This is a genomic window from Nocardiopsis ansamitocini (genome assembly GCF_030268225.1).
In the GTDB taxonomy this organism is placed as follows: Bacteria; Actinomycetota; Actinomycetes; order Streptosporangiales; family Streptosporangiaceae; genus Nocardiopsis_D; species Nocardiopsis_D ansamitocini.
The window spans coordinates 397,566-422,030 of record NZ_BSQG01000005.1 but is presented as its reverse complement, the minus strand read 5'-3'; the positions used below and the strand labels follow the sequence as shown (position 1 = coordinate 422,030).

The 24,465-nt window shown below is 70.2% G+C and carries 24 protein-coding genes and 2 CRISPR repeat arrays; of the genes, 16 read left to right on the top strand and 8 right to left on the bottom strand.

What is annotated here, in order from left to right; all coding sequences use genetic code 11:
- Positions 1 to 398: 398 nt before the first annotated feature.
- Positions 399 to 855: a CRISPR direct-repeat array (repeat unit 29 nt; unit sequence GTGCTCCCCGCGCACGCGGGGATGGTCCC).
- Positions 856 to 1,028: 173 nt separating this feature from the next.
- Positions 1,029 to 1,220 (bottom strand): DUF397 domain-containing protein, encoded by a 192-nt coding sequence (locus QSJ59_RS16700; RefSeq protein WP_285760497.1) that lies wholly within the window; start codon positions 1,218 to 1,220, stop codon positions 1,029 to 1,031.
- Between the two features lie 10 nt (positions 1,221 to 1,230).
- Positions 1,231 to 2,070: a helix-turn-helix domain-containing protein gene (locus QSJ59_RS16695; RefSeq protein ID WP_285760496.1), complete on the bottom strand. Its 840-nt coding sequence runs from the start codon at positions 2,068 to 2,070 to the stop codon at positions 1,231 to 1,233.
- A 173-nt stretch (positions 2,071 to 2,243) separates the two neighbouring features.
- Between QSJ59_RS16695 and QSJ59_RS16690 the strand changes: the two genes are divergently transcribed.
- The 4 genes from QSJ59_RS16690 to QSJ59_RS16675 all read left to right on the top strand — a co-directional run bounded on the left by QSJ59_RS16690 (position 2,244) and on the right by QSJ59_RS16675 (position 3,882).
- Complete coding sequence (locus QSJ59_RS16690; RefSeq protein WP_285760495.1) at positions 2,244 to 2,651, top strand: hypothetical protein; 408 nt, start codon at positions 2,244 to 2,246, stop codon at positions 2,649 to 2,651.
- The gene (locus QSJ59_RS16685) at positions 2,636 to 2,929 is read left to right on the top strand and encodes a hypothetical protein (protein ID WP_285760494.1); all 294 of its coding nucleotides are present in this window, start codon (positions 2,636 to 2,638) and stop codon (positions 2,927 to 2,929) included. The genes QSJ59_RS16690 and QSJ59_RS16685 overlap by 16 nt, the downstream gene beginning before the upstream one ends.
- 133 nt (positions 2,930 to 3,062) lie before the next feature.
- Positions 3,063 to 3,365, top strand: a complete 303-nt coding sequence (locus tag QSJ59_RS16680; protein WP_285760493.1) for a MerR family DNA-binding transcriptional regulator — start codon at positions 3,063 to 3,065, stop codon at positions 3,363 to 3,365.
- Positions 3,355 to 3,882 carry a Scr1 family TA system antitoxin-like transcriptional regulator gene (locus tag QSJ59_RS16675; protein ID WP_285760492.1) on the top strand — a complete coding sequence of 176 codons (528 nt, stop codon included), beginning with the start codon at positions 3,355 to 3,357 and terminating at the stop codon, positions 3,880 to 3,882. The genes QSJ59_RS16680 and QSJ59_RS16675 overlap by 11 nt, the downstream gene beginning before the upstream one ends.
- 304 nt (positions 3,883 to 4,186) lie before the next feature.
- A CRISPR array of direct repeats spans positions 4,187 to 5,560; the repeat unit is 29 nt; unit sequence GTGAGCCCCGCGCACGCGGGGATGGACCG.
- Between the two features lie 13 nt (positions 5,561 to 5,573).
- Here the strand turns inward: QSJ59_RS16675 and QSJ59_RS16670 are convergent.
- Together QSJ59_RS16670 and QSJ59_RS16665 are read right to left on the bottom strand one after the other, a co-directional pair.
- On the bottom strand, positions 5,574 to 6,479 hold the full coding sequence (locus QSJ59_RS16670; RefSeq protein WP_285760491.1) for a tetratricopeptide repeat protein: 906 nt from the start codon (positions 6,477 to 6,479) through the stop codon (positions 5,574 to 5,576).
- Between the two features lie 538 nt (positions 6,480 to 7,017).
- Positions 7,018 to 7,893 (bottom strand): alpha/beta fold hydrolase, encoded by an 876-nt coding sequence (locus QSJ59_RS16665; protein ID WP_285760490.1) that lies wholly within the window; start codon positions 7,891 to 7,893, stop codon positions 7,018 to 7,020.
- Positions 7,894 to 7,999: 106 nt separating this feature from the next.
- Here QSJ59_RS16665 and QSJ59_RS16660 point away from each other — a divergent pair, with 106 nt between their 5' ends.
- The 5 genes from QSJ59_RS16660 to QSJ59_RS16640 all read left to right on the top strand — a co-directional run bounded on the left by QSJ59_RS16660 (position 8,000) and on the right by QSJ59_RS16640 (position 13,139).
- Positions 8,000 to 8,506 (top strand): CGNR zinc finger domain-containing protein, encoded by a 507-nt coding sequence (locus tag QSJ59_RS16660; RefSeq protein WP_285760489.1) that lies wholly within the window; start codon positions 8,000 to 8,002, stop codon positions 8,504 to 8,506.
- 792 nt (positions 8,507 to 9,298) lie between these two features.
- Positions 9,299 to 9,952, top strand: coding sequence for a response regulator transcription factor (locus QSJ59_RS16655; RefSeq protein ID WP_285760488.1), 654 nt, complete (start codon positions 9,299 to 9,301; stop codon positions 9,950 to 9,952).
- Positions 9,949 to 11,295, top strand: coding sequence for a sensor histidine kinase (locus tag QSJ59_RS16650; RefSeq protein ID WP_285760487.1), 1,347 nt, complete (start codon positions 9,949 to 9,951; stop codon positions 11,293 to 11,295). The genes QSJ59_RS16655 and QSJ59_RS16650 overlap by 4 nt, the downstream gene beginning before the upstream one ends.
- A 478-nt stretch (positions 11,296 to 11,773) precedes the next feature.
- On the top strand, positions 11,774 to 12,070 hold the full coding sequence (locus QSJ59_RS16645) for a DUF4193 domain-containing protein (protein WP_285760486.1): 297 nt from the start codon (positions 11,774 to 11,776) through the stop codon (positions 12,068 to 12,070).
- Between the two features lie 202 nt (positions 12,071 to 12,272).
- Complete coding sequence (locus QSJ59_RS16640) at positions 12,273 to 13,139, top strand: hypothetical protein (protein ID WP_432707493.1); 867 nt, start codon at positions 12,273 to 12,275, stop codon at positions 13,137 to 13,139.
- 81 nt (positions 13,140 to 13,220) lie between these two features.
- Here the strand turns inward: QSJ59_RS16640 and QSJ59_RS16635 are convergent, their stop codons facing one another.
- Positions 13,221 to 13,505, bottom strand: a complete 285-nt coding sequence (locus QSJ59_RS16635) for a DUF4235 domain-containing protein (protein WP_285760485.1) — start codon at positions 13,503 to 13,505, stop codon at positions 13,221 to 13,223.
- Between the two features lie 172 nt (positions 13,506 to 13,677).
- On the opposite strand from QSJ59_RS16635, the gene valS reads away from it, so the two are divergent.
- The 4 genes from valS to QSJ59_RS16615 all read left to right on the top strand — a co-directional run bounded on the left by valS (position 13,678) and on the right by QSJ59_RS16615 (position 18,138).
- Positions 13,678 to 16,251 carry a valine--tRNA ligase gene (valS, locus tag QSJ59_RS16630; protein ID WP_285760484.1) on the top strand — a complete coding sequence of 858 codons (2,574 nt, stop codon included), beginning with the start codon at positions 13,678 to 13,680 and terminating at the stop codon, positions 16,249 to 16,251.
- Positions 16,252 to 16,323: 72 nt separating this feature from the next.
- A complete protein-coding gene (dut, locus tag QSJ59_RS16625) occupies positions 16,324 to 16,809 on the top strand; it encodes a dUTP diphosphatase (RefSeq protein WP_285760483.1) in 486 nt (161 codons plus the stop codon).
- 44 nt (positions 16,810 to 16,853) lie between these two features.
- Positions 16,854 to 17,585, top strand: a complete 732-nt coding sequence (locus QSJ59_RS16620; RefSeq protein WP_285760482.1) for a DUF3710 domain-containing protein — start codon at positions 16,854 to 16,856, stop codon at positions 17,583 to 17,585.
- A gap of 40 nt (positions 17,586 to 17,625) precedes the next feature.
- Entirely contained in the window at positions 17,626 to 18,138 is a 513-nt protein-coding gene (locus QSJ59_RS16615) for a GNAT family N-acetyltransferase (RefSeq protein ID WP_285760481.1), read from the top strand.
- 19 nt (positions 18,139 to 18,157) lie between these two features.
- On the opposite strand, the gene QSJ59_RS16610 is transcribed toward QSJ59_RS16615, so the two are convergent.
- Positions 18,158 to 19,258: a serpin family protein gene (locus tag QSJ59_RS16610; RefSeq protein WP_285760480.1), complete on the bottom strand. Its 1,101-nt coding sequence runs from the start codon at positions 19,256 to 19,258 to the stop codon at positions 18,158 to 18,160.
- 190 nt (positions 19,259 to 19,448) lie between these two features.
- On the opposite strand from QSJ59_RS16610, the gene QSJ59_RS16605 reads away from it, so the two are divergent.
- Together QSJ59_RS16605 and QSJ59_RS16600 are read left to right on the top strand one after the other, a co-directional pair.
- A complete protein-coding gene (locus tag QSJ59_RS16605) occupies positions 19,449 to 20,018 on the top strand; it encodes a methylated-DNA--[protein]-cysteine S-methyltransferase (RefSeq protein WP_285760479.1) in 570 nt (189 codons plus the stop codon).
- 105 nt (positions 20,019 to 20,123) lie between these two features.
- Positions 20,124 to 20,915: a DUF3159 domain-containing protein gene (locus QSJ59_RS16600; protein WP_285760478.1), complete on the top strand. Its 792-nt coding sequence runs from the start codon at positions 20,124 to 20,126 to the stop codon at positions 20,913 to 20,915.
- A gap of 26 nt (positions 20,916 to 20,941) precedes the next feature.
- On the opposite strand, the gene QSJ59_RS16595 is transcribed toward QSJ59_RS16600, so the two are convergent.
- Together QSJ59_RS16595 and QSJ59_RS16590 are read right to left on the bottom strand one after the other, a co-directional pair.
- The gene (locus QSJ59_RS16595; RefSeq protein WP_285760477.1) at positions 20,942 to 21,613 is read right to left on the bottom strand and encodes a potassium channel family protein; all 672 of its coding nucleotides are present in this window, start codon (positions 21,611 to 21,613) and stop codon (positions 20,942 to 20,944) included.
- A complete protein-coding gene (locus tag QSJ59_RS16590; RefSeq protein ID WP_285760476.1) occupies positions 21,613 to 22,296 on the bottom strand; it encodes a potassium channel family protein in 684 nt (227 codons plus the stop codon). The genes QSJ59_RS16595 and QSJ59_RS16590 overlap by 1 nt, the downstream gene beginning before the upstream one ends.
- 286 nt (positions 22,297 to 22,582) lie before the next feature.
- Here QSJ59_RS16590 and QSJ59_RS16585 point away from each other — a divergent pair, with 286 nt between their 5' ends.
- Complete coding sequence (locus QSJ59_RS16585; protein ID WP_285760475.1) at positions 22,583 to 23,854, top strand: class I SAM-dependent RNA methyltransferase; 1,272 nt, start codon at positions 22,583 to 22,585, stop codon at positions 23,852 to 23,854.
- Positions 23,855 to 24,465: the final 611 nt, after the last annotated feature.

The following is a 24,465-nucleotide window of genomic DNA, read 5'->3' as shown; positions in this document are numbered from 1 at the left end:
GGGACGAGCGGTCCGCGCGCCACGGGGGTGTGAGTGCGGAGGGGAGTTCGAGGGAAAGGCCCCCGACTGCCGGAGGTCGCGCCTGCCGTGCCGGCCCCACGCTGGCGGGCCGTGGTGTTCGCGCGGCTGACGGTGGCGGTTAGGGGCGTTGCCGGTCAGGGATGGGTGCGGGCCGGAACGGCTGCCCGGTGAGCGGGGGAGGCACAGGCCAGGGGAGTGCGGTGCTGTCCGCTGAGCCCGTCCTGCCGGCCAGCGATCACTCCCGGGCGTTCGGCCCCGGCGGATCTGCGTGCTTACGGCCCCTGGGTGAAGAAGGGGGGCTTGTGTGCGGAATGTTCTTTTCTCGACAAGTGAATGAAATCAGGGTTACTCGCTGGTAGAGTCCCAGGTCAACAAGAGTGCTCCCCGCGCACGCGGGGATGGTCCCGCCATTACGCACGCATCCTGGTACGTCGATACGTGCTCCCCGCGCACGCGGGGATGGTCCCGATCCCACCACCGTGTCTCAGTCTCGATCTTTGGTGCTCCCCGCGCACGCGGGGATGGTCCCTCTCGGACGAGACGCATCCAGTGGGGGGCAGTGTGCTCCCCGCGCACGCGGGGATGGTCCCTCGGCAATGGCGTCGATGAGGACGGCCTCCACGTGCTCCCCGCGCACGCGGGGATGGTCCCACCGACTGCTCGGCATCGATGTCGTGGGGCGGGTGCTCCCCGCGCACGCGGGGATGGACCCGACGAAGACGAGAACTGGGAGCTCATCCAGAAGTGCTCCCCGCGCACGCGGGGATGGACCCGACGAAGACGAGAACTGGGAGCTCATCCAGAAGTGCTCCCCGCGCACGCGGGGGTGGTTCCCGCGAGGGGATGCCGGTCCAGTGCTACCCGTGAGCGCGGGGATGTGGCGGGTTGAGGGTGGTTCTGTTTCGGGGGTTCTCGCTTGGTTCTGTCCGAACAGGTATGCTCAGCCCTGGATGAATGCCTCGAAGGGCCCCGGATTTTTCCGGGGCCCTTCGTGTGTCTAGCGGCTGTTAGAGCTGGCTGTTGCGGATCGCGCCCAGCAGGCCGGCCATTTCTCGTGCCGGAAGTTCGATATGGCCCAGCTCGCGGTTCTGGGTGTCGCGGATGGCGGCACCATTGGGCAGGTCGGCGAGCTCCACGCAGTTGTCGCCGGAGCCGCTGTAAGAGGACTTGCGGAAGCGCATGGGGGTGGATGAATGCAAGGTGTCCTCGCTAAATGAGTGATTCCAGGAACGCGACCGAAGCTTCGGGGGACTCGGCCGCGCTGCATATGTGGCCGAAGACGCTGACGTAGTGCTGGATGACCTGGGGTTTCTCCAGGTACAGGTCTTCGGTTGCCGTCTCCATGTACACCAGTGGCAGGTCGGCTGGGTCGGGGAAGTCCAGGATCATGAACGATCCGTCCATCGCGGCGTGGGAACCAGCGCTGTCGCGCAGTACCTGGATGTCGACGTTCGGGCGTTCGGCCATCCCGATGAGGTGTCTGATCTGTGCAGTCATGACGTCATCGCCGCCGACTCGCTTGCGCAGTGCGGCTTCGTCGATGACCGCCCAGAGTCGGGGCGGGTCGTCGGAGGCGAGCACTTCTTGGCGGCGCATTCGTCCGGCGACCTTGCGGTCGATGTCGGTGCTGGACAGGACTCTTCCGCCGCGCAATACCGCTGCTGCGTAGTCCGGGGTCTGGAGCAGCCCAGGGGTGAGGAGCCCTTCGAAGGTCCGGATGAGGGACGCGCCGGTCTCGAAATCGGCCAACCCGCCTCTGAGGACGTCGCGGAATTCGACCCACCAGCCGCGAAGTCTCGCCTCCCGGGCAAGGGAGACGACGGCTTCCCGCATCTCCTCGGAGAGGTCGTACACCTCTGCGAGGTCCTTCATGTCGCGCGGTGAAGGCAGCTTCCATTCGTTGCGTTCCATGCGGCTGAGCTTTCCCGAGGCCCATCCGAGGTTTTTGTTGACGTCGTCGATCTTGAGCTTGCGCTCCTCGCGCATGCGCTTCAGCAGGGCGGAGAGTCGCCGCCGTCGCGCACTTGGGCTGTACCTGCTGTCGGCCACCCTCTGTCACCTCCTGGCCCGCCTGATCATAGGACAGCTAGTCAGACACAGACATATCGCCCAAGTGTTAATCGCATCTTGATAATTACATAGTGACTATTGCATGATGGTCTCGCATTCATTCGGTAGGTCGCCCTCATCCAGCGGCCGTACGCCCCCGGGAGGGGACCCTCATGCGTTTCTTTTCTCTGCTCGCGTTGGCGAGTGTGTTGTTGATGGCGGCGGTGATGCCCGCTCGGCGGGCGGGCCGTCACTGCGCCGGTGCCTCCGGAGCCGTGTCGGGTGTGCCTGGGCCGCAGCCTGTGCCTGCGCGTCAGGCGCGGGTGGTGCCGCGTATTCCGGACTATCCGCGTTTCGCTGAGGTGGCGGAGTCGCATTCGGCGCTGTGGGAGGTGACCTACCGCTACGGCGAGGCCGCGCCTTATTCCGCGCGCAACCGCGTCACCGCCCATGTGCTCGCGGTCTCGGACGTGGAGTTGTTGGACCACTGCCTGCACGTCTACGAGCCGCCCTCGCCGCTGCGGGCCTACACCGCACCGCGCGTACGCGCCTACGCCCCCACGCAGTGCCAGAGCCGGTGAGTGCGGTGTGCACCCCCGACAGTGTCGACGGTGTTGCGGCTGCTTTGGCGCGGGTGCGGTGGGATTTCCCGGCCTGGGCCATCACCCACACCCCTGACACCGACCCCCAGCGGGCGTGGAGCGCGCACCGTCGAGCGCCGTTGACCCGGGCCGAACACAGCAGCGGCCGCAGGCGTCACCTGCACGCGTCCACCCTGGACGCCCTCCTTGCCCAGCTGGGTGCCGAGCAGCGGGCCCTGGACGACCACCCCGACTCCCCGGACCGCCCCGGCCGGTGACCGACCGGACGTCAAGCGGGGGCCGCGTGTTCGCTCACCCCGCACGCGCGGCCCCTCCCACCCCTCGACCACCCGGTGTACGCCCGCCCTCTCGCGGCGGGTGCCGGTACTGCCCGAACGGACCCTTGACCTCATGTCTTGCACCGACCCCACCCCCACCGGCCCCGACCCGGATACGCCCCTGGAAAGCGTCCAGGGGGCCCTGTTGATGAACCACCAGGTGGCCACCCTGTTCGGGGTGGACGCCTCCACCGTGGCCCGGTGGGGAAGCCACGGCCTCATCACCTACGTGACCACCCCCGGGGGTGCGCGCCGCTACCCCGCAGCCCAGTTCCACGACCTGCTGCGCGAAACCCCGCACACTAGCTCTGTCAACCACACCGGTCCGCTGGGCCACGCGGACTCTCCCGGCCGGAATGCTCCTGATGGGTGTTGACGTCTCCGGCGCGCTGGTCGTCCAGCAACGCAACCTCGCGTTGGATGAACCCCACGGCCAGATCCGCGCCTTCGCACCCTCGGTCGTGCCCGCACCCCTGCAAACCGCGACCTACGCCCGCACGGTCCTGACCGCTTCAGGACTGCTGCGCCCTGAGCATGTGGAAGAGGTCGTAGCGATCCGTACCCGCCGTCAGCGCTTGCTGATCGACGCCGAACACCCCCGCACCTACGTGGTGACCGAGACGGCGCTGCGCCGCCCTATCGGTGGGGTGGAGACCATGACCGAACAACACCTGCTGCTCCTGGCGTTGGCCGAGCTGCCACATGTCACCCTGCGTGTCCTGCCCGAGAAGCAGGACCCCCCGGTGATCTGGTCGTGTGGGTTCACCATCACCGACAACGCCACCACCGTGGAGACGATCCCTTTCCCCCTGGCGTTGCCGATCACCGACACCCGCCACTACCTCGCCCACTTCCAGGACCTCTTCCACACAGCCCACCCCTACCGGCTCTGAGCGGAGGAGCGAGTGGGGTGTTGGTGCCTGTTCAATCCAAGTGATCGACAAGTCGCGAGGGGCAACGCGGACGGTTTCCTTCCGCAATCGCTTCCGCCTTTCCCGCGCGGTGGGATGTGGCCTGCTGGCCCAGGATGTTGTCGCAGGGCCCTGCTTGGCCGCGTGTCGTGGGCGTAGTGCCTGGTCGGGGGTGGGGGAGTGGTTGGTCGGACAGGGGGCGGGAGCCAGTGGATAATGGGGGTGTTGGATGCCTCACCGAAGATCTCATAATGGTAACGGCTCGCAAAGTGCCAGGTCATTAACTGTGAGCCCCGCGCACGCGGGGATGGACCGGCGCTTGAACCCGGGGGTCTGGTCGGGGGTCCGTGAGCCCCGCGCACGCGGGGATGGACCGCGACAGCAGCGAGGGCATCCGACGGACGCTGACGTGAGCCCCGCGCACGCGGGGATGGACCGAGCATCACCGGCCATCCTTCGTTGTTGCCGCCGTGAGCCCCGCGCACGCGGGGATGGACCGGCCCGCGCCACGGGGAGCGCGGGCCTTGTCTGGTGAGCCCCGCGCACGCGGGGATGGACCGGCCCTGCACTGTGTCGCCAGTAGCCCGATCCGGTGAGCCCCGCGCACGCGGGGATGGACCGTCATGGCGCACGTCGGGAAGTTCCAGATAGCTGTGAGCCCCGCGCACGCGGGGATGGACCGCCCGCATGACGCGCCTCGACTGTGACGCCCTCGTGAGCCCCGCGCACGCGGGGATGGACCGGACTCGAAAGCGTGGCTAACCGGAATAAGGCCGTGAGCCCCGCGCACGCGGGGATGGACCGGCGCGGTCGATCGCTTCAGCTTGGTCTCGTTGGTGAGCCCCGCGCACGCGGGGATGGACCGTACCGTTGCCCCTCCTCAAACAGCTCCGGGTCGTGAGCCCCGCGCACGCGGGGATGGACCGCGCTGTGGTCTGCGCTGGTGTATGCGCCGTGGGGTGAGCCCCGCGCACGCGGGGATGGACCGGTCGGCCAGCTGCTGGCCGCCGTCGGGTGCGTGTGAGCCCCGCGCACGCGGGGATGGACCGCCGCTGCACCATCCGTTGGCGTGACGCCTACTGTGAGCCCCGCGCACGCGGGGATGGACTTCGGCCCGTCCGGTTCGACCCGGTAGACCGTTCCGTGAGCCCCGCGCACGCGGGGATGGACCGACTGAACCACCCCGAACGCGAACCCGTCGGTGGTGAGCCCCGCGCACGCGGGGATGGACCCTCTGCGAGCTGTGGGCGGCCGACCACCTCGACGTGAGCCCCGCGCACGCGGGGATGGACCGGCGTGCCCCGTGGTGAGTCCGGGGCCGATGTGGTGAGCCCCGCGCACGCGGGGATGGACCGATGGACCGGCTCACCGAGCGGTTCCTCGACGAGTGAGCCCCGCGCACGCGGGGATGGACCTGCTGGGTCCGCTGAAATTGCCGACGTTGCCGAGTGAGCCCCGCGCACGCGGGGATGGACCGCGGATGTTGGCGCCGGTGGCTTTGGCCATGGTGTGAGCCCCGCGCACGCGGGGATGGACCTTCCCGTCGGATTGGCGACCGGGGTGCTCGTCTGTGAGCCCCGCGCACGCGGGGATGGACCGGGTCTCTCACCCCGGCGAGGGTCGGGCTCTACGTGAGCCCCGCGCACGCGGGGATCGACCCCGAGAACAACGGCTCACCCCTCGTCGCGAAGCGCGGCGCGCAGGTCCTCCGCTCCCGGCTGCCCGTGCAGATCGGTGGCCAGCTGTCGCAACCGCCCTCGGGTGGTTGCCCGCAACGCCCCCGACGGGACCGACTCCAGCACGCCCACGCCCAAAACGGTCGCGCTCCGAGAGTCCCGGGCAGCGGCGTGGGCGCGCGCGAGGACCGCCGTTGCCGCGGCCCATCCCGGAGACCCGGCGCGCTTGAGCCCGGCCGAGGTCTCGGCGTGGCGGCCGGCCGCTGCGGGGTCGCGGCCGAGCAGCGCTTCGCCGAGGTGCAGGTGGAACTCGGCGCGGTCGAACCCGAAACGACCCCCCTCCTCCCGGTCGGCGGCGTCCATGTGCAGCTGCGACGCGGCGACGGATTCGTCCAGTCGTCCCCAGTCGCCCAGTGCCGCGAGCGGACGCAGCCGGCACCAGGCGGTCGTCTGGGCGCGGCGCAACGGGGTGTCGGCGTATTCGGCCGCCTGCTCCGCGAGCTCCAGGGCTTCAGCGGGCCGGTCCTGCGCCATGGCCGCCATCGACTGCGCGCCCAACGCCCACCCCGTCAGACGCGGCTCACCCACCCGCACTCCGGCCCGGGAGGCGGCACCGAGGTGCACGAAAGCGCCGGGTGCGTCGCCGGTGTGGTGGGCGAGGTTGCCCAGGAGGGCGGAGAGCCATCCCACGACGCGCCGCATGTCCGTGGAGACGGTGCTGTGGTCGATGAGCAGGGAGCGGCAGCGGGCCACCTCCGAGGCGAGCACCCGGGGAGGGTAGTCGCTGTAGCGGATGGTGTAGAAGTCGAGGGCGTGCTGGGCCAGATCGAGCACCCCGACTCCCGGACCGTTCAGGGCGATGCTGTCGGCAACGGCTGTGAGTTCGGGGTGATGGCCGGGCATTGGATGCTCCTGTCGCGGATGCGGTACCCGGCGACCGTACCAACCGGGTAACCGCAAGGGGGGCGGTATGCCCAGGCCGGTCCGAGCAACCCCGTCCCCGCACGCCTTGGCGTGCGTGTGGCCCATGGTCGGGTGCCGGAGCGTGGTGCCCGCTGCCCCTGCCCCGTGCGGACGCGCCCCGCCGAAGCAAGGTGCCACTTCCGCGAAGAGGGGACGGGCGTACCGGTGGGGCTGCGGGCCGACCGGGCGCGGTTCGCCCGGTCCACGCTCCGCGCCACACGAGAGCCGCGAGGCTCCCCGTCCCGATCCGTTCACGTTCCGCCGAGGACCGTCCGGATTCTCTGAATCTACGCCGTAAAGGCAGGGATTCGTGTCGCTGGGAGACCGCTGTCGAGGAGCCTCTTCTTGCGAACCTCGGCATGCCGGTGGAGCCCGCACGGCCGTGGAGGCCACCGGGGCCGCCCGCTTCGGTCGGCGCAGTCGACTGCGCCTTGCCTCGAAGGGCCCGTTCACCCGCCCCGGGAACCCCTCGCGGGCCTCACGCCGGTGATCCGGCGGTGGTCAGGAATCCGCGGATGTACCCGGCCACGGTGTCCAGGTGGCTTTCGAGCAGGAAGTGCCCACCCCCGGGGACCAGGTGGATCTCCGCGTCCGGCAGGTCCCTCGCGAAGGCGCGCGCCCCGTCCGGGCCGAAGATCTCGTCGCCCGCGCCCCAGACCGCCAGGAGCGGGACCCGGTGTTCCCGGAAGTAGGCGTGCACCCGGGGGTAGAGGGGCCGATTGCTCGCGTAGTCGCGAAACAGGGCCAGTTGCGCCAGGTCGTTGCCCGGCCGGTTGACCTCGCGGTGGTCGGCGGCCCAGGTGTCGGGGTCGACCAGCTCGGGCCGGTCCACTCCGTGCAGGTACTGCCAGCGGATGGCGTCGAGTGAGAGTGCGGCCCGGACGGCGGGTTCGGTCCGGGGGCCCGGGTTCTCGGCGTACGCCCATACGGGCTCCCAGAAGTCCGGTACGAAGCCGTCCTCGTAGGCGTTGCCGTTCTGCGTGATCACCGCGGTGATCGCCTCGGGGGAGCGCAGGGCCAGCCGCCAGCCGATGGGCGCGCCGTAGTCCTGGACGTATACGGCGTAGCGGGTGACGTCGAGCTGGGCCAGCAGGGCTTCGGTGACATCGGTCAGGGAGTCGAAGGTGTAGGCGAACGTGTCCGCGGGCGGGGTGTCGGAGTTGCCGAAGCCGAGGTGGTCGGGGGCGATGACGTGGAATCGATCGGCCAGTGCCGGGATGAGGTGGCGGAACATGCGCGAACCGGAGGGAAAGCCGTGCAGGAGTACGAGCGTGGGTGCCTCGCGGGGCCCTGCCTCGCGGTAGAAGACACGGTGTCCCCGCACCGTCGCGTACTGGTGGCGAACCTCGGCCATTTCTAACCCCTTCAATCAATTTTGCTGGTTATCCCGGATGCCCAGTAGACCGCCCGTCGAGTAACCTGTCAAGTGGCTTGATAGAGTTAGGTGGAGAGGTGGGGCAGTGCTGGACGACCAAGCTTTGATGCAGGCGCTGAACAGCACCCCTGTCGTGGACGGCCGACGCCGGGACCTCTGGCGCGACGACCACGCGGTGGACGGCTGGGCGCGGGAGCACGGGGGCCTCGGCGGCGGCGAGGAACGCCGGTGGCTGCGCACCGCGCGGGATGCGCTCCAGGCGGTGGAGTCGGGCGCCCCGGCGGAACCCCGCCTGCGCCGGATCCTCGCCGGTGTTCGCAAGGTTCCGCGGCCCGGCACGTCGGGCGTCGAGTGGCGCCTGGAGGTGCCGTCGGAGCGACGGCTCGCGGTGGAGCTCGTGCTCGCGTGGGCGGACGTCAAGGAGCGCATGCCCGGCCGCCTGCGGCCGTGCGGGAACCCCGAATGCCGCCTCTTCCTCCTGGATCGCAGTCGTGCCAACGCCGCGCGGTGGTGCTCGATGAAGACCTGTGGGAACCGGCTCAAGGCCCGTCGGCACCAGGCGCGGGTGCGGGAGGCGCCGCGGTCCGAGTAGGGCGCCGTCGGCAGGGGCGCTTTTTCGGTAGCGGACGTGTGGGGACGTGGCGGCCGGTAGGGGGTGGGCTTCCCGCCGGCCCGGGGGCGCAGGCCGGGCGGACGCTCGCGGGGCCGGGGGCGCGCCTCGACTGGTTCGCTGGGCCGTCGATGTCGAACTCGCGCGGTTGTACGGGGTCGAGCCCCGAGGTGCCGCACGTGACGGTCTTCCGTCCTGTGGCCTGTGTGCCGCCCATGCACACGGCGGGCGGGGGAAAAATCTGCGGGCGGACCCGAACCATCGGGGCCGGGCGGGCATCTCCCATAAGGAAACCCGGAAGCATTGGGCGGGATGTGTCTTACCCCACAAGTGTCAAGATTGTCCCCCTTCTTACTTACTTCTTATCCATCTTGTGTCAGATTTGAGATGTGCGGGGTGAGCGTTGCCGCCGGCGGTTGGGGGATGCGCCGGCGGCAACGCTCCTTCTTTGGGGCTCCCCTCGGCTTCCTCGGGGGCTTGAGGAGTACCCCGGACGCCGTATTATCGGGATGCTTGCCGGTGCGGCCCTGGAGTGCCCTGGAGTTTGCCCTCTCCGCCCAATGGCCATAGCGTTGAGTTGCGCAGGTCAGGCCCGACCGAGCAAGACCAAAGTCTTCCTGGTTGCGAAGCGTCGAAAACGGTTTACCCGCCCCTTATCCGGGGTGTGGAATAACGGTTGACGCAGCCGGGATTGAACGCCGCTGCCGGTGTGTTGGGGGATGCGCCGGCAGCGGCCTTTTTTCTGCACCGACGCTCCGGGAAGCGAAGGAAACAGTGCGCGTACTCGTGGTCGAAGACGAACAGGTCCTCGCCGACGCGGTTGCCGTGGGCCTACGGCGCGAGTCGATGGCCGTGGACGTCGTCTACGACGGGGACAGCGCCCTGGAGCGCACCAGCGTCAACGAGTACGACGTGGTCATCCTCGACCGCGACCTCCCGGGAACGCACGGCGACGACGTCTGCCGGATCCTTTCCTCGCAGAGCTACACCGGCCGGATCCTGATGCTCACCGCCGCCGGCGAACTCGACGACAAGGTCGCCGGACTCACGATCGGCGCCGACGACTACATGGCCAAGCCCTTCGCCTTCGCCGAGCTCATCGCCCGGGTCCGTGCCCTCGGCCGGCGCGCCACCCCCCCGCTTCCCCCCGTCCTCCAGCGCGGCGGCATCGTCTTGGACCCCGCCAACCACACCGTGGAGCGCGACGGCCGTCCCGTCGTGCTCACCCCCAAGGAGTTTGCCGTCCTCGAAGTCCTGATGCGCGCCGGGGGCACCGTGGTCAGCGCCGAAGGGCTCCTGGAGAAAGCCTGGGACGAGAACGCCGACCCCTTCACCAACGTCGTACGGGTGACCGTCATGACCCTGCGCAAGAAACTCGGCGAACCCCCGGTGATCCGGACCGTGCAAGGCGCGGGGTACCGGATTTGAGTTCCACCGAGCCGACCGGCGCGGGACGGACGGCCCCGAACAAGGGGGAACGGGAACCGGCCTTCGCCCCCGCTCCGGTCCCGCTCGGCGAGGTCGCGCCCACGCCTCCCGGTGAGACCGGGACCTGGCGGCGCCTCACCCAGCCGGCCAAGGCGCAGGACCCGCGCATCGACGCCGACGGTGCGGTGCGCAGGGGCAGCCACTTCGCCGACAACATCAGCCTGCGGATGCGCCTCACCCTCATCTACGGGATGCTCTTCTTCGCGGCCGGCTCGCTGTTGGTCCTGCTCAACTACGTGGTCCTGGTCAGCGTCCTGGACAACCCCAACTTCAGCGTCAAGGTCGGCGACTACAACCTCGACCCGATGATCGCCCAGGGGATCAAGGACGACCTGATCGACGGCATCGCCAACCAGGTCACCCGGTTCTCGGTCATCGCCCTGGTCCTCGTGGGCATCCTCGCCGTGGCCCTGGGATACGCCGTGGCGGGCCGGGCGCTGTCGCCGCTTCACAAGATCACCCGGACCGCGCGCCGTCTCTCTGAGCGCTCTCTGCACGAACGCATCGCCATGAGCGGCCCCGACGACGAGATCCGCGAACTCTCCGACACCTTCGACGCGATGCTGGAGCGCCTGGACCGGGCCTTCGACGGTCAGCGCCGGTTCGTCGCCAACGCCTCCCACGAGTTGCGCACGCCCCTGGCGATCAACCGGACCCTCCTGGAGGTCGCCCTCGCCGACCCTGAGGCGTCCGCGGACCTGCGGACCATCGCCCGCACGCTGCTGGAGACCAATTCCCGCCACGAACGCCTCATCGACGGCCTGCTGTTCCTGGCGAAGAGCGACCGCGAACTCAACGTCCGTGCCGTCGTGGACCTCGGCGAGGTCTCGGCCACCGTGCTCAGCCAGCTCAGCCACGACATCGAGTCCTCTGGGCTGAAGGTCCGCACCGACCTGCGCGACGCCCCCGTGACCGGCGACCCGGTCCTGCTCGAACGCCTGGTGGGCAACCTCGTGGAGAACGCGCTGCGCTACAACGTCGAGGGCGGGGAGATCACGGTCCGCTCGGGCATCAACGAGGGCGCACCGGCGATGCAGGTGGAGAACTCCGGGCCCGTCATCCCCGTCTACGAGATCGAGGGGCTGTTCGAGCCCTTCCGGCGGGGTTCCGGCGACCGGGTGCGCTCCAAGAAGAGCGCGGGGCTGGGACTGTCCATCGTGCGCTCGGTCGTGCGGGCCCACGGCGGCGCGGTGAGTGCTTGGCCGCGCGTCGGAGGTGGCCTTGTGGTGACTGTTCGCTTCCCCGTTTTCCGCCGCCGCCTCGACGCCGAGAGCGGCGGCTGAGGTCTTGCTGAAACGGCCGACCGGGGAGCTCGCAGGACCGGCTGCGGTTGTTCCCGACTCCGTGATATTCATACGTGGCCGATGACACGGTCCTCCGCGGTACGGAGTGGTCCCACGGGTAGGTATGCTCACCCGGGCATCGGTACGGCGGGAAGACGTCCTGTCGTGACATGTCCGCTCTGACCTCGTGACTTGGTGTGAGTAACCGCGCTCCAGCCGGTTAGGGGAAAGACGGAAAAACAGGTCAGAATCCCTTGGGCGTTGGGTAGCACATGAGAGCGGGCCGGATGGCGAAGCACCAGGTGCTCCGCCTGTTCGGCCACTCAACGCTGCCATTTCAGGTGCGACCGCACCCGGGAGGGGTCACAGTCCACTTACGCCCGAGGGACTTTCTGGCCGGATCGGGCACAAGAAACGTCTCTCAAGCGTTACAACCGCGCGACGAGGCACATAGATCGAGGGGGATGGAGTAAGAAAGATGGCCACCGACTACGACAGCCCGCGCAAGACCGACGAGGACCTCAACGAGGACAGCCTTCAAGAGCTGCAGGCGCGTCGGGTGGACAAGGGAACCAGCACCATCGACGTCGATCCTGACGACGTCGCCGAGGGCCTGGAACTGCCGGGCGCGGACCTGTCCGGCGAGGAACTCGCCGTCCGGGTACTGCCGCGCCAGGCCGACGAGTTCACCTGCGGCCGCTGCTTCCTGGTTCACCACCGAAGCCAGCTCGCCGAGGAGCGAAAGGGACAGCTCGTCTGCAGGGAGTGCGCTTAAGCCTTACGGCAGGGCACCCCTACCTCCCTCCGCACCGCCTCACCGGTCGAAACGCGCTATGTGATGCGTCCCCGGGACCCTGTGTCTTCCGGGGCGCATCCGTTTTTCGTCCGGTTGTTCATCCCCCTTATGGAACGACCGCGACCTGCCGCTCGTCTACGTTGTGTGCACTGGACGCCTTCACCTCAAGGGGGATGAGACCGTGTCCGACAAGACTGAGCACGATCGTGACGACCCGGACGCCCCGGACCCGGGCGAGAACCAGAACCTGCCCGAGCGTTCCCATGACGCCGAGGTGGGCGAGCTGGTCACCCTCCTGGCCGCCGACGACGGCACCGACAAGCAGGGACGCGCCAAGCTGCTGCGGCGTCTCACGGGGGCCGTCGCCCGCAGCGCCCGTACGGCGGGGGTCAGGAGCATGGCCGGCGGGCGTTGGCTGACCGACCTCTTCAGCGAGGAGATCGCCCCGCGCATCGCGGTGCGCGACCGCGAGACGCTGATCCGCCACCACAAGGGCCTCCAGGGCGAGGACCTCGCCGACGCGCTGGAACGCAACGCCGTCAACGGAACCACCGCCGTTGGGGCGGCCGGTGGCGCGCTGGCCGCCGTTCAGTTCACCGCACCACCCCTGCTGCTGACCGCCCCCGCCCAGATCGTGGCCGAGACCATCGTCGTCGCCGCCATCGAGATCAAGCTGATCGGCGAACTGCACGAGGTGTACGGCACGCCGGCCCAGGGCAGTGCGCTGCAACGCAACTCCGGCTACCTGGTGGCCTGGACCAAGCGCCGCGGCGTCGACCCCACGCAGGCCGCGGAGTCGGTCACCGTCGCGCTGGGCGCCGCGGCCAAGACCGCGCTGCGCAACCGCCTCATGAAGTTGATGGGCCGGCACCTGAGCACGCTGGGCCCCTACCTGACCGGAGCCGTCGCGGGGGGAAGCCTGAACCGGGCCGGTACCCGCGCCATGGCCGGCGCGGTCCGCTCCGACCTGCGCTCCCTCACCCTGCCCACCATGGACAAGAGCGCCGTGGTCCCGCTCGATTCGCGCCGGGCCGTGGAGCGCGACTAGCGACGCAGCCGCAGACGACATGGGCGAGGGGGCGGCGCTTCCCGCGCCGCCCCCTGCCCTGTGTCCGCACGGACCGTCGGATCAGACGCCGAGGTCCTCGATCTCGCGGTGGCGCCGGGGTGCGAACCGCTTGTGGGCGGTGCGCGTCGCCAGCACGCGGGCGACCTCCATGCCCACACCCGTCACGACCGCCCAGCCCAGTGCCTCGCCCAGACTGATGTCGGGCGACTCCGGGTCGATGGGGGGTTCCTTGCCCATCGTCTTGGTCCAGGCGTAGGTCAGGGCCTTGCGCGTGACGTAGGCGGCGGCCAGTGCGGCCACACCGCCGACGATGCGAGCGGTGAGCTCGCCATCCTTGTCAGCCATCTGAAATAGGTCACTTCCGTTGTCGTCATCGGACGCCCAGCCGGGGAATGCTGTCCGAAATACTGTCATGGCGGTGCCGCCCCCGCAGGGACGACGCCCGCCGCGCCTCGCGTGCGCAGCGGCCTGGCGAACCAGGAGCGATCAGGGGCTCCGGAGCAATACCATTACCCCCATGACCAACCGCTCTCATTCCTTCAACGTGCCCGACAAGCCTTCGCTCGACGGTATCGAGGCGAAATGGGTGGACGTCTGGAATGAGTCCGGCGTCTACCACTTCGACCGCACCAAGAGCCGCGAAGAGATCTTCTCGATCGACACCCCGCCGCCCACGGTCTCCGGTTCGCTGCACATCGGCCACGTCTTCTCCTACACCCACACCGACACCGTCGCCCGCTTCCAGCGGATGAACGGCAAGTCCGTCTTCTACCCGATGGGGTGGGACGATAACGGACTGCCCACCGAGCGCCGGGTGCAGAACTACTACGGCGTGCGGTGCGACCCCTCGATCCCCTACGTCGAGGACTACGTCCCCCCGGCCAAGCCCGACCCCAAGCGCCAGGTCCCCATCTCGCGGCGCAACTTCATCGAGCTGTGCGACAAGCTCACCACCGAGGACGAGAAGGTCTTCGAGCGCATCTGGCGCACCCTGGGCCTCAGCGTCGACTGGCGCCACACCTACGCCACCATCGACGACAACTCCCGCGCCACCGCCCAGCGCGCGTTCCTGCGCAACCTGGCGCGCGGCGAGGCCTACATGGCCGAGGCGCCCACCCTGTGGGACGTCACGTTCCGCACCGCTGTGGCCCAGGCCGAGCTGGAGGACCGCGACCGTCCCAGCGCCTACCACACGCTGTCCTTCCACCGCGAGGGCGGTGAGCCGGTCCTCATCGAGACCACCCGGCCCGAGCTGCTGGCCGCCTGTGTCGCGCTCGTGGCCAACCCCGACGACGAGCGCTACCAGCCGCTGTTCGGTTCGACCGTGCGCACGCCCGTCTTCGGCGTCGAGGTGCCCGTCGTGGCGCACCGCCTCGCCGACCCCGAGAAGGGGTCCGGCATCGCCATGATCTGCACCTTCGGCGACCTCACCGACGTCACCTGGTGGCGGGAGCTACAGCTGCCCACCCGCCCCATCATCGGCTGGGACGGCCGGATCGTGGCCGACCCGCCCGCGGGCCTTGACTCCGAGGCCGGTCGCGTCGCCTACGCCACCCTGGCCGGGGCCACCGTGCACACCGCGCGCGAGCGCATGATCGGGCTGCTGCGCGAGTCCGGCGACCTGCTCGGCGAGCCCAAGCAGATCACCCACCCGGTGAAGTTCTACGAGAAGGGCGACAAGCCCCTCGAAATCGTCACGACCCGGCAGTGGTACATCCGCAACGGCGGGCGCGACGAGCAGATCCGTGAGGACCTGCTGGCTCGCGGACGCGAACTCACCTGGCACCCCGGCCACATGAGCAGCCGCTACGAGCACTGGGTCGGCGGGCTCAACGGCGACTGGCTGATCAGCCGACAGCGCTTCTTCGGCGTGCCGTTCCCGGTCTGGTATCCGCTGGACGACGAGGGCAACCCCCGCTACGACGCCCCCATCACCCCTGCGGAGTCCGCACTGCCGGTGGACCCCAGTTCCGAGGCGCCCGAGGGCTACACCGCCGACCAGCGCGGCGTGCCCGGCGGATTCACCGGCGATCCCGACGTCATGGACACCTGGGCCACCTCCTCGCTGTCGCCCCAGGTGGCCGGTGGCTGGGAGCGCGACAACGACCTCTTCCAGCGGGTCTTTCCCATGGACCTGCGCCCCCAGGGCCAGGACATCATCCGCACCTGGCTGTTCGCCACCGTGGTCCGCTCGCACTTCGAGCACGGCTCGCTGCCCTGGAGCACCGCAGGGATCTCCGGGTGGATCCTGGACCCCGACCGCAAGAAGATGTCCAAGTCCAAGGGCAACGTCGTCACCCCCATCGACCTGCTCGAAAAATACAGCTCCGACGCGGTGCGCTACTGGGCTGCCAGCGGACGGCTGGGCACCGACACAGCGCTGGACGAGGGCCAGATGAAGGTCGGGCGCCGCCTGGCCATCAAGATCCTCAACGCCAGCAAGTTCGCGCTCTCGGTCGCCGGACAGGACACCGCGGTCGACGCCTCCGCCGTCACCGAGCCGCTGGACCGGTCCATGCTGGCGGCCCTCGCCGAGGTCGTGGCCGAGGCCACCGCCGCGTTCGAGAACTACGACCACACCCGGGCCCTGGAACGCACCGAACGGTTCTTCTGGGACCTGTGCGACGACTACCTGGAGCTGGTCAAGGCCCGCGCCTACGACACCGAGTCGCCCGCGGGCGCGTCGGCGCGCGCCTCGCTGCTCATCGCGCTCTCCACCCTGCACCGGCTGTTCGCCCCGTTCGTGCCGTTCGTCGCCGACGAGGTGTGGTCGTGGTGGCAGGAGGGCTCCGTGCACGGCGCCGCCTGGCCGGCCGCCGCGGAGCTGCGCACCGCGGCGGGCGACGGCGACCCCCAGGTCCTGGCGGCCACCGCCGAGGTCCTGCGGGCCATCCGCAAGTCCAAGTCCGCTGCGAAGCTGTCCATGCGCGCCGAGGTCTCCAACGTCGTCGTGCGCGGCAAGCAGGCCGACCACGCCCGACTCGCCGGAGCCGACATCGCCTCCGCGGGCCGGGCCGAGGCCCTGGACTTCGTTCCCAGCGACGACACCGACCTGCACGTCGAGGTCACCCTGCCCGAAACCGTCGAGTAGCCCCGCACGCCCGTGCGGGCGCCCCGCCACATGGCGGGGCGCCCGCCGCCGTTAGCGGTAGGCTCGGCCAGTGTGAGCAACGTTTCCCTGGACACTGACCCGGTGGAGATCCCGATCGTGCGGATCGACCCCGACCTCCCCCTGCCCGGCTACGCCCACCCGGGTGACGCCGGCGCCGACCTGGTGACCGCCGAGGACGTGGTCCTGGACCCCGGCCAGCGGGAAACCGTGCGGACCGGGGTCGCCATCGCGCTGCCCGAGGGCTACGCGGCCTTCGTGCACCCGCGTTCGGGCCTGGCCGCCAGGTGCGGACTGACCGTGGTCAACGCTCCCGGCACCGTGGACTCCGGGTACCGGGGGGAGATCAGGGTGACCCTGCTCAACACCGACACCACCACTCCGGTGAAACTGACCCGCGGCGACCGTGTCGCCCAGCTCGTCGTCCAACGGGTCGAACGTGCGGCCTTCCGCGAGGTCCGCGAACTCGACGATTCCGAGCGCGGCGCAGCCGGGTTCGGTTCCACTGGCGGGCACGCCGCGCGGCCCGACCACAGATGAACGGTTCCCGGGGACCCCGGGACGCAAGGAAGAGGTGTTGAGGCGTGTTCGGACGCCGAGGCAAGAAGAACGTCAAGAGCGGCGCTAACGACATCGCCCCGCCCGTCCCGTCCGGCCACAGCGCTGTTGTGGAACCGACCAAGGACGACGACCGGCACCGTCTTCAGGGGCCGTGGGACACCTCTGAGGACAGTCCCGAGCTGCCGCGCGTCGACCTGGGAAGCCTGCGCATCCCCATCGGGTCCGACATCGAGGTCCAGGTCAACGTCGCCAAGCAGAACAACAAGGTCATCGGGGTGACGGTCCTCAACGGCCAGACCGCGCTACAGGTGCAGCCCTTCGCCGCGCCCAAGACCACCGGGCTGTGGGAGGAGATCCGCGCCGAGATCAGCGCGGAGATCGCCCAGTCGGGCGGCAAGAGCGAAGACTTCCAGGGAACCTTCGGACCCGAGCTGCGCGCGATCGTGCCCATGCCGGGAAAGACCACCGACGAGGGGCGCCAGCTCGGCCAGCCCGCCCGCTTCATCGGGGTGGACGGTCCGCGCTGGTTCCTGCGCGGTGTGATCCGCGGGGAAGGGGCGGTCAAACCCGACGTCGCGGCGCGCATCGAGGAGATCTTCGCCGGCATCGTGGTGGTCCGCGGCGACAACCCGGTCCCGCCCCGGGAACTGCTCGAACTCAAGCTCCCGCAGCAGACCCAGGCGGCGATGGCGGCCCAGCAGGCCCAAGCCGCCAAACCGGCCGCGAACCCCGCCACACCGGACGCGACCTCGTAAAATGGTTGCCCGCGGGGGTCTTACCGCCGATCATGGCTTCATGCTGATCCGACGCGAGACCCCCGCGGACATCGACGCCATCCGCTCCGTGACCACCAAGGCGTTCTCCGCGCCGGGACAGGAACCTCCGCGCGAGGCCCCGCTCGTGGACGAACTGCGCGTCCATGCGTCATGGCTGCCACTGCTCTCCCACGTCGCGATCCACGACGACCAGGTCGTGGGTCACGTGGTGTGTACCCGAGGCAAGATCGGCGGCGCACCCGTGCTCGGCCTCGGCCCGATCAGCGTGCTGCCGGAGCACCAGCGCTCGGGCGTCGGCTCGGCCCTGATGCACTCGGTGATCGGTGCGGCCGACGCACTCGGCGAAACCCTCGTGGGGCTGCTGGGCGATCCCGCCTACTACGCCCGGTTCGGCTTCGTCCCCGCTGAGAAGCACGGGGTCGTCGCGCCGGTGCCCGAATGGAGCCCCTACTTCCAGGTGCGCCCGCTCGCCGCCCACTTCCCCGGACTGCACGGCACCTTCGCCTTCCCCGAACCCTTCGACCGGGTCTGAGCGGCCACACCGGTCCGGGTCACTCGGCGGGCCCGGGGTCCTCCGGCTCGGTGACCTCGCCCAGGAACAGGATCGCGCCGCGGCGTCGCAGGATGATGCGGAAGGGGCGGTCCACGACGAAGGGCACCGGTGGAGGCGGCGGGGTGATGCTCGCGCGCATCATCACCACCGCGGTGGCGGCCGCGCCCTCCGCGCCCTTCTCGTCCACTCGCAGTTTGGCCTGGTGGATCACCTGATCGACCTTGAGGGGGACGGGGGAGAGCCCGCTGAGGTCGGCCCCGTCGCCGAAGACGGTGTGCACCCCGGCCGCGACCAGGGGTTCGGTGAGTTCCTGGTGGTGGGTGATGTCGAAACGCGGCAGCATCAGCCGGACGTCGACGACGTCGGTCCCCTGGTACAGCGCGCCCAGCGTCTTCTCGTCGAGGACGGCCCCGGGGTCGTCCTCGGGCGGCAGGAGGACATCCATGAACAGCTCGTCGTGGCCGGCCAGGGTCACCATCCGCCAGCCACCGGACACGGCGTAGGGGAGCTGGCCCGTGCGGCTCATGGTGGCGGTCTCGCGGGTCCCCGACGGCGCGCGGAAGGGATGGTCCACGGTGGAGTCGGTCGTGAACGGCGTCAGCCAGCGCATCTTCACCCACAGTGCGTTGACCAGAACCGAAATCGTGCCCGGGTTGATGCTCCCGGAGGTGAGCAGGTCGGTGATCATGCCCCGGGTGGTCGTGGCGACGTCGTCGTTGATGCGGGCGCGTACCCCTTCGGGGTCGCCGCGGAAGTCGGCGACGCGCACGTCGGAGTCGGGCCGTGCGCGCACCCTGGCCTCGAAGTCCTCGTGCACGGGAATGTCGCCGCGCAGCCACAGCGCGGTCCGCGACGCCAGTTCGGGCCCGCCCTCCACCGCTTCGTCCAGGCCGGCCAGCACGGCGTCGATGTCGGGGCCCAGCAGCCCGGTCAGCTCCTCGCGGGTCGCCCCGGCCGCCCCCGAGGCCACCAGTCCCAGCGCGCACGCCACCGAATAGGGCGACCACATCGCTCCGGTGTCGGTCGTGTCGTCGCTGAGCACCGCGTTCAGTCCGAGCGCGAACGCGACGTGGTCGGGACGCAGCGGGGTGGTGGGCATCAGGCACACTCCTCGTAGTCCTGCGGGTACTCCTCGCCCACCGAGCCTAGGCGACACGCCGTTCGTATTCCATCGGCGGCGACCGTCGGAGTCCGAGGGCCGTGTCGCAAAACCGCCAGCCGGGCGGGTGTCCAGCAGCGATGATGGAATGCGTAGGCCATCACATCGATCGACGACGAAAAGGGGCGCCATGACCGCCGCGCAGGAGATGCTCGGCCTGGAGCTGCCCGAGGACGGCGACTGGCTCGACCCGGTGGACTTCTCCGCCCCCGGTGATGGGCCGGTCCGCTACACCACGACGCCCACACCCATCGGTGAGCTGCTGCTCACCGGTGACGGCCATGCACTCACCGGCCTCTACATGCTGCCCGAGCACCGGTGGGGGCCCGAGGTGGGGTCCGACTGGGTGCGCGAGGACACCGCCTTCACCGAGGCGTGTACGCAGTTGGCCGCGTATTTCGCGGGGGAACTCGACGTCTTCGCCCTGCCGATGGCCCCGCGCGGCACTCCGTGGCAGCTCCAGGTGTGGCAGGCGCTGTCGACCATCCCCCACGGGCGGACCCGATCGTACGGGCAACTGGCCGCCCGGCTGGGACGCCCTACGGCCTCCCGGGCGGTGGGGATGGCCAACGGGCGCAACCCCATCTCGATCATCGTGCCCTGTCACCGGGTGATCGGCGCGAACGGTTCGCTCGTCGGATACGGCGGCGGTCTGGAACGCAAACAACAGCTGCTCGGGCTGGAGCGCGGGGGCCGATAGAGCGGCGGATACCTTCCGTTGGGGAACGTCGCACTACTCTGGTGTGATGCCACGGTGATGGTGTTGCCCCATGTTCGTTCGCGAGTCCCGTCCGGTAGGAGCAGCATGACCGATCAACAGCAGGGTGTGGAGGCCACGGGCGGCCAGGGCGCCCCTCCCGACAAGGAGGGGCCCGGGCCCAACGGATCCACCTCTGATGGGACCGGTGCGCGCGAGAAGGTCTCCGAGCAGACCGTCGAGGAAGTCGTACGCGGCCAGCTGGGCAAGGCCCTGGGCGGCAAGCGCGGCATGCTCGAAGCCGCGGTGCCCACGGTCGCCTTCACCCTCACCTACATCATCGGCTCCCGCTACGGCCTGGGCGATGCCGTGGGCTTCAGCGACGTCCAGGTCGCCCTGGGCCTCGGTGTGGGCGCCGCGCTGGTGCTGGGCGCGATCCGGCTGGTGCAGCGCTCCTCCGTCCAGTTCGTGGCCAACAGCCTGTTCGGTATCGGGATCGCCGCGGTCTTCGCGCTGCGCAGCGGACAGGCCGAGGACGCGTTCCTGCCCGGCATCATCTACAACGCCGTCTACGCGGTCGTGCTGATCTTCAGCATCCTGGTCCGCTGGCCGGTGATGGGCCTGCTCATCGGCGCGGTGACCGGAGACCCCACGGGTTGGCGCTCCAACCCCGCCGTCGTCCGGCTCAGTTCTCAGCTGACCTGGCTGTTCGTCCTTCCCTGCGTGATCCGCGTCCTCGTCCAGTACCCGCTGTGGGCCTCGGGCATGGTGGGGTGGTTGGGCGCCTCCAAGATCCTGATGGGCTGGCCCCTCCAGGTGGCGGCCCTGGCTGCCATGGTCTGGCTCCTGGCGCGAGGCCGCACCCCCATCGAGCCGGTGCCCGAGGAGCGCACGGCCTGACCGTCCGCGTTGTGCTCCGGCGTGGTTCAGCCCGCGCCGGACAGCAGCGCGTCGAGACCGTCGTCGGTGGTCCCGTCGCTCAGCAGGATCAGGTCGTCGCCCGGCGACAGGATCGTGCCGGGCAGGGGCGCCGTCACCCGGCCCGAGCTGACCACCGCCACCAGCACGACCCCTTCGGGCAGCAGCGCGGCCAACTCACCGGCACCGCGCCCGGCGTGCGGGGAGTCCGCGGGCAGGGTGATCTCCAGCAGGTCGGCGCTGTCCAGCCCGGCCGCCGCCACCGTGTCGCCCGCGGACGCAGCGGCGCCCTCGTCCTCCACCAGCGCCGCCATCAGCCGCGGCGGGGACACCGCCACGTCCACGCCCCAGGAGTCGGTGAACAGCCACTCGTTGCGGGGGTCGTTGATGCGGGCCACCACCCGGGCGGTGCCGAACTGGGTCTTGGCCAGCAGCGCCACCACCAGGTTGACCTTGTCGTCGCCGGTGGCGGCCACGACCACGTCGAACGCGTCGAGCCGGGCGTGTTCCAGGGAACTGAGCTCGCAGGCGTCGGCCAGCATCCACTCCGCGCGCTCCAGCGCGTGCACGTCGATCGCACGCGAGTCGCGGTCGACGAGCAGCACCTCGTGCCCGTTGTCCAACAGTTCGGCGGCGATGGAGCGTCCGACCCCACCCGCTCCGGCGATGGCGATGCGCATCACGCCCGACCTTCCTCGTCCTCGTCCGCACCCAGGCGGGCCAGCAGTTCCCGGGCCGCTTCCGTCTTCGTCAGCACGTGCACCACGTCGCCGTCCACCACCCGGGTGTCCCCGCGCGGCAACAGGGCCGCTCCGGCCCGCTCCAGGTAGGCCACGCGCAGGCCGAGCGCCGTCTCGATCTCGTCGACCGTGCGATCCGACCACTGTGGCCCGGGCGTGCCCGCGGCCATCACGAGGGCGCCCGACGGGTCGTGCCACGGCGTCCCACCGGTCGGGGAGGCATCGGAGGGCAGCAGACGGCGCAGGATGGTGTCGGCGGTCCAGTGCACGGTGCCCACCGTGGGGATCCCCAGCCGCTGGTAGACCTCCGCGCGCCGCGGGTCGTAGATCCGCGCCACCACGTTGCGCACCCCGAACGTCTCCCGGGCCACGCGCGCGGCGATGATGTTGGAGTTGTCGCCGCTGCTGACCGCGGCGAACGCGTCGGCGCGCTCGATCCCGGCCCTGACAAGCGCGTCCCGGTCGTGGCCCAGGCCGGTGACCGCGGTCTTCGCGGTGGCCGAGCGCAACCGCCGAAACGCCTCGGGCGACCGGTCGACCACCGCGACGGTGTGACCGGAGTCCTCCAGGGTGTGCGCGAGGGTGGAACCCACCCGCCCGCAACCCAATATGACGATATGCACGTGCTGTCCGCTCCGCTCGACCCGAATCCTCTGTGGAATCCCCGCTCGGGCGCGCGGCCCGGGTGACAATGGTCTACCCAACGGGCCAGCCCGCCCAACGGGTCAGCTTAGGGGGATCATGCGTGCGGCGCGGGACCCCGCGACTCCCGGGCCCGATACGGCCCCGATCGTGGAGCACGGATTCTGCGCCCCCGTGCTCGACTACAGTTGTCGCAGATGGGCGGTGGCTAGCAGGGGTCACCCGTGCGATGCCCAGAATGTCCCGTCTGTGTGGAGGTCGTTTTTCATGAGCCGTGTCGGAACCCACCTCGAACTGAGCGTCGACGGCGTCGCCCACGGGGGATGGTGTGTGGGCCGCCACGACGAGCAGGTCGTCTTCGTGCGCCACGCCCTGCCCGGCGAGCGCGTCCGTGTACTGGTGACCGAGCAGACCAAGCGTTTCCTGCGCGGCGACGCCGTCGAGGTGCTGGAGGCGTCCGCGGACCGCGTCGAGCCGCCCTGCCCCTCGGCGGGACCGGGCAAGTGCGGCGGCTGCGACTGGCAGCACGCCTCGCTGGAGGCCCAGCGCGCGATCAAGGCGCGCGTGGTCACCGAGCAGCTGCGCCGCATCGCCGGCATCGAGCGCGACGTAGTGGTCGAGGAGCTGCCGGGCACCCCCGACGGCCTGGGCTGGCGCACCCGCGTGCGCTTCGCCATGGACGCCCAGGGCTCGCCCGGGCTGCGCAAGCACCGCTCCCACGAACTCCAGCTCATCGACGACTGCCCCATCGCCCACCCCGAGGTCAACCGGCTGGGCGTGACCCACCTGGAGTGGCCGGGCATCGCCGAGGTCGAGGCCGTCACCTCGGCCGTCACCGCCGACACCGCGCTCATCGTGACCCCCAGCGCCGCGAAGATGCCGTTGCTGCCCACGCCGGAGGCGTCCACCGCCGTGCTGCGCCGCTTCAAGGGCGGCCGCACCCAGCCCGTCAAAGGCAAGCGCGGCATCCGCGAGCGCGTCGCGGGTCGCGAATGGCGGGTCAGCGCGGGCGCCTTCTGGCAGGTGCACCCGGCCGCCGCCGAGACGCTGACCGCCGCCGTCCTGGACGCCCTGGAGCCCAAGCCGGGCGAGACCGCCCTGGACCTCTACTGCGGCGCGGGGCTGTTCGCCGGCGCCCTGGCCGAGGTCGTCGGCCCCGAGGGCCGGGTCATGGGTGTCGAGGGCCAGGCCGACGCGGTGCGCGACGCCCAGCACAACCTGCGCGACCTTCCCCAGGCCAAGATCGAGCGCGGCGACGTCGCCGGACGCCTGCGCGAGTGGGCCGACCTGCGCGCCGACATCGCGGTCCTGGACCCGCCCCGCGCGGGCGTGGGCCCCGAGGTCGTGCAGTCCCTGGCGAACCTGCGGCTGCGCCGGGTCGCCTACGTCTCCTGCGACCCCGCCACGCTGTCGCGCGACATCGCCTCCTTCCTGGAGCTGGGGTACCGCCTCGTCGACCTCCGCGCGTTCGACGCCTTCCCGATGACCCACCACGTGGAGTGCGTCGCGGTGCTCGAACGGGCCACGAAGCGCTCCTGAACTGTGGTTCTTCCCGTGCAGATCGTGCACGGTGTGGGCGTTGCGGGCGGTACCCCGACGCCGGTGACGCCCACTTGACGCTCGTCCTGACGGAGCGCCAGGTGGGCGGAGGGCTGGTCAGGCAGCCTGCCCATCCCTCCGGTGAGCCGAGGGCGGCAGGAGCCACAGCGGCGCAAGGGGCACGGTGCGCTTGCGGGAATCCTCCCGGCAGTGGGGTCCCCGCGTCCACCGTGCACCTGTGCGGGCGGTGAACGCGGGGACGTAGCGGACAGGCCCGAAGCAGGACCGCTCGTCCACGGATGGCCGACAGGATTCCGCGGAGCCTTTCGACCAGAGGTTTCCGCGTTTCTCCGTCCGTGTCCGCCTCTGTCACCTGTTGGACGTCCGCCAGCGCGTTCTGGTCGCGGGGCCGTCCGTGGACGTGAAGCATCGAACGGTCGGCCTCGGACGCCCGGCTGCTTTGAACCCCGGTCCTCACCAGGGTTCGGCCGGCCTGCGGTTCTCCGTGCCGGCGGCGGTGCACCCCATGACTTCTCTTTTCCGGCCGACGGGACGAACGCCGACGCAGACCTGCGCGTGAGGACGTCGTGCTCCCGGCGTCGGGCAGGGCA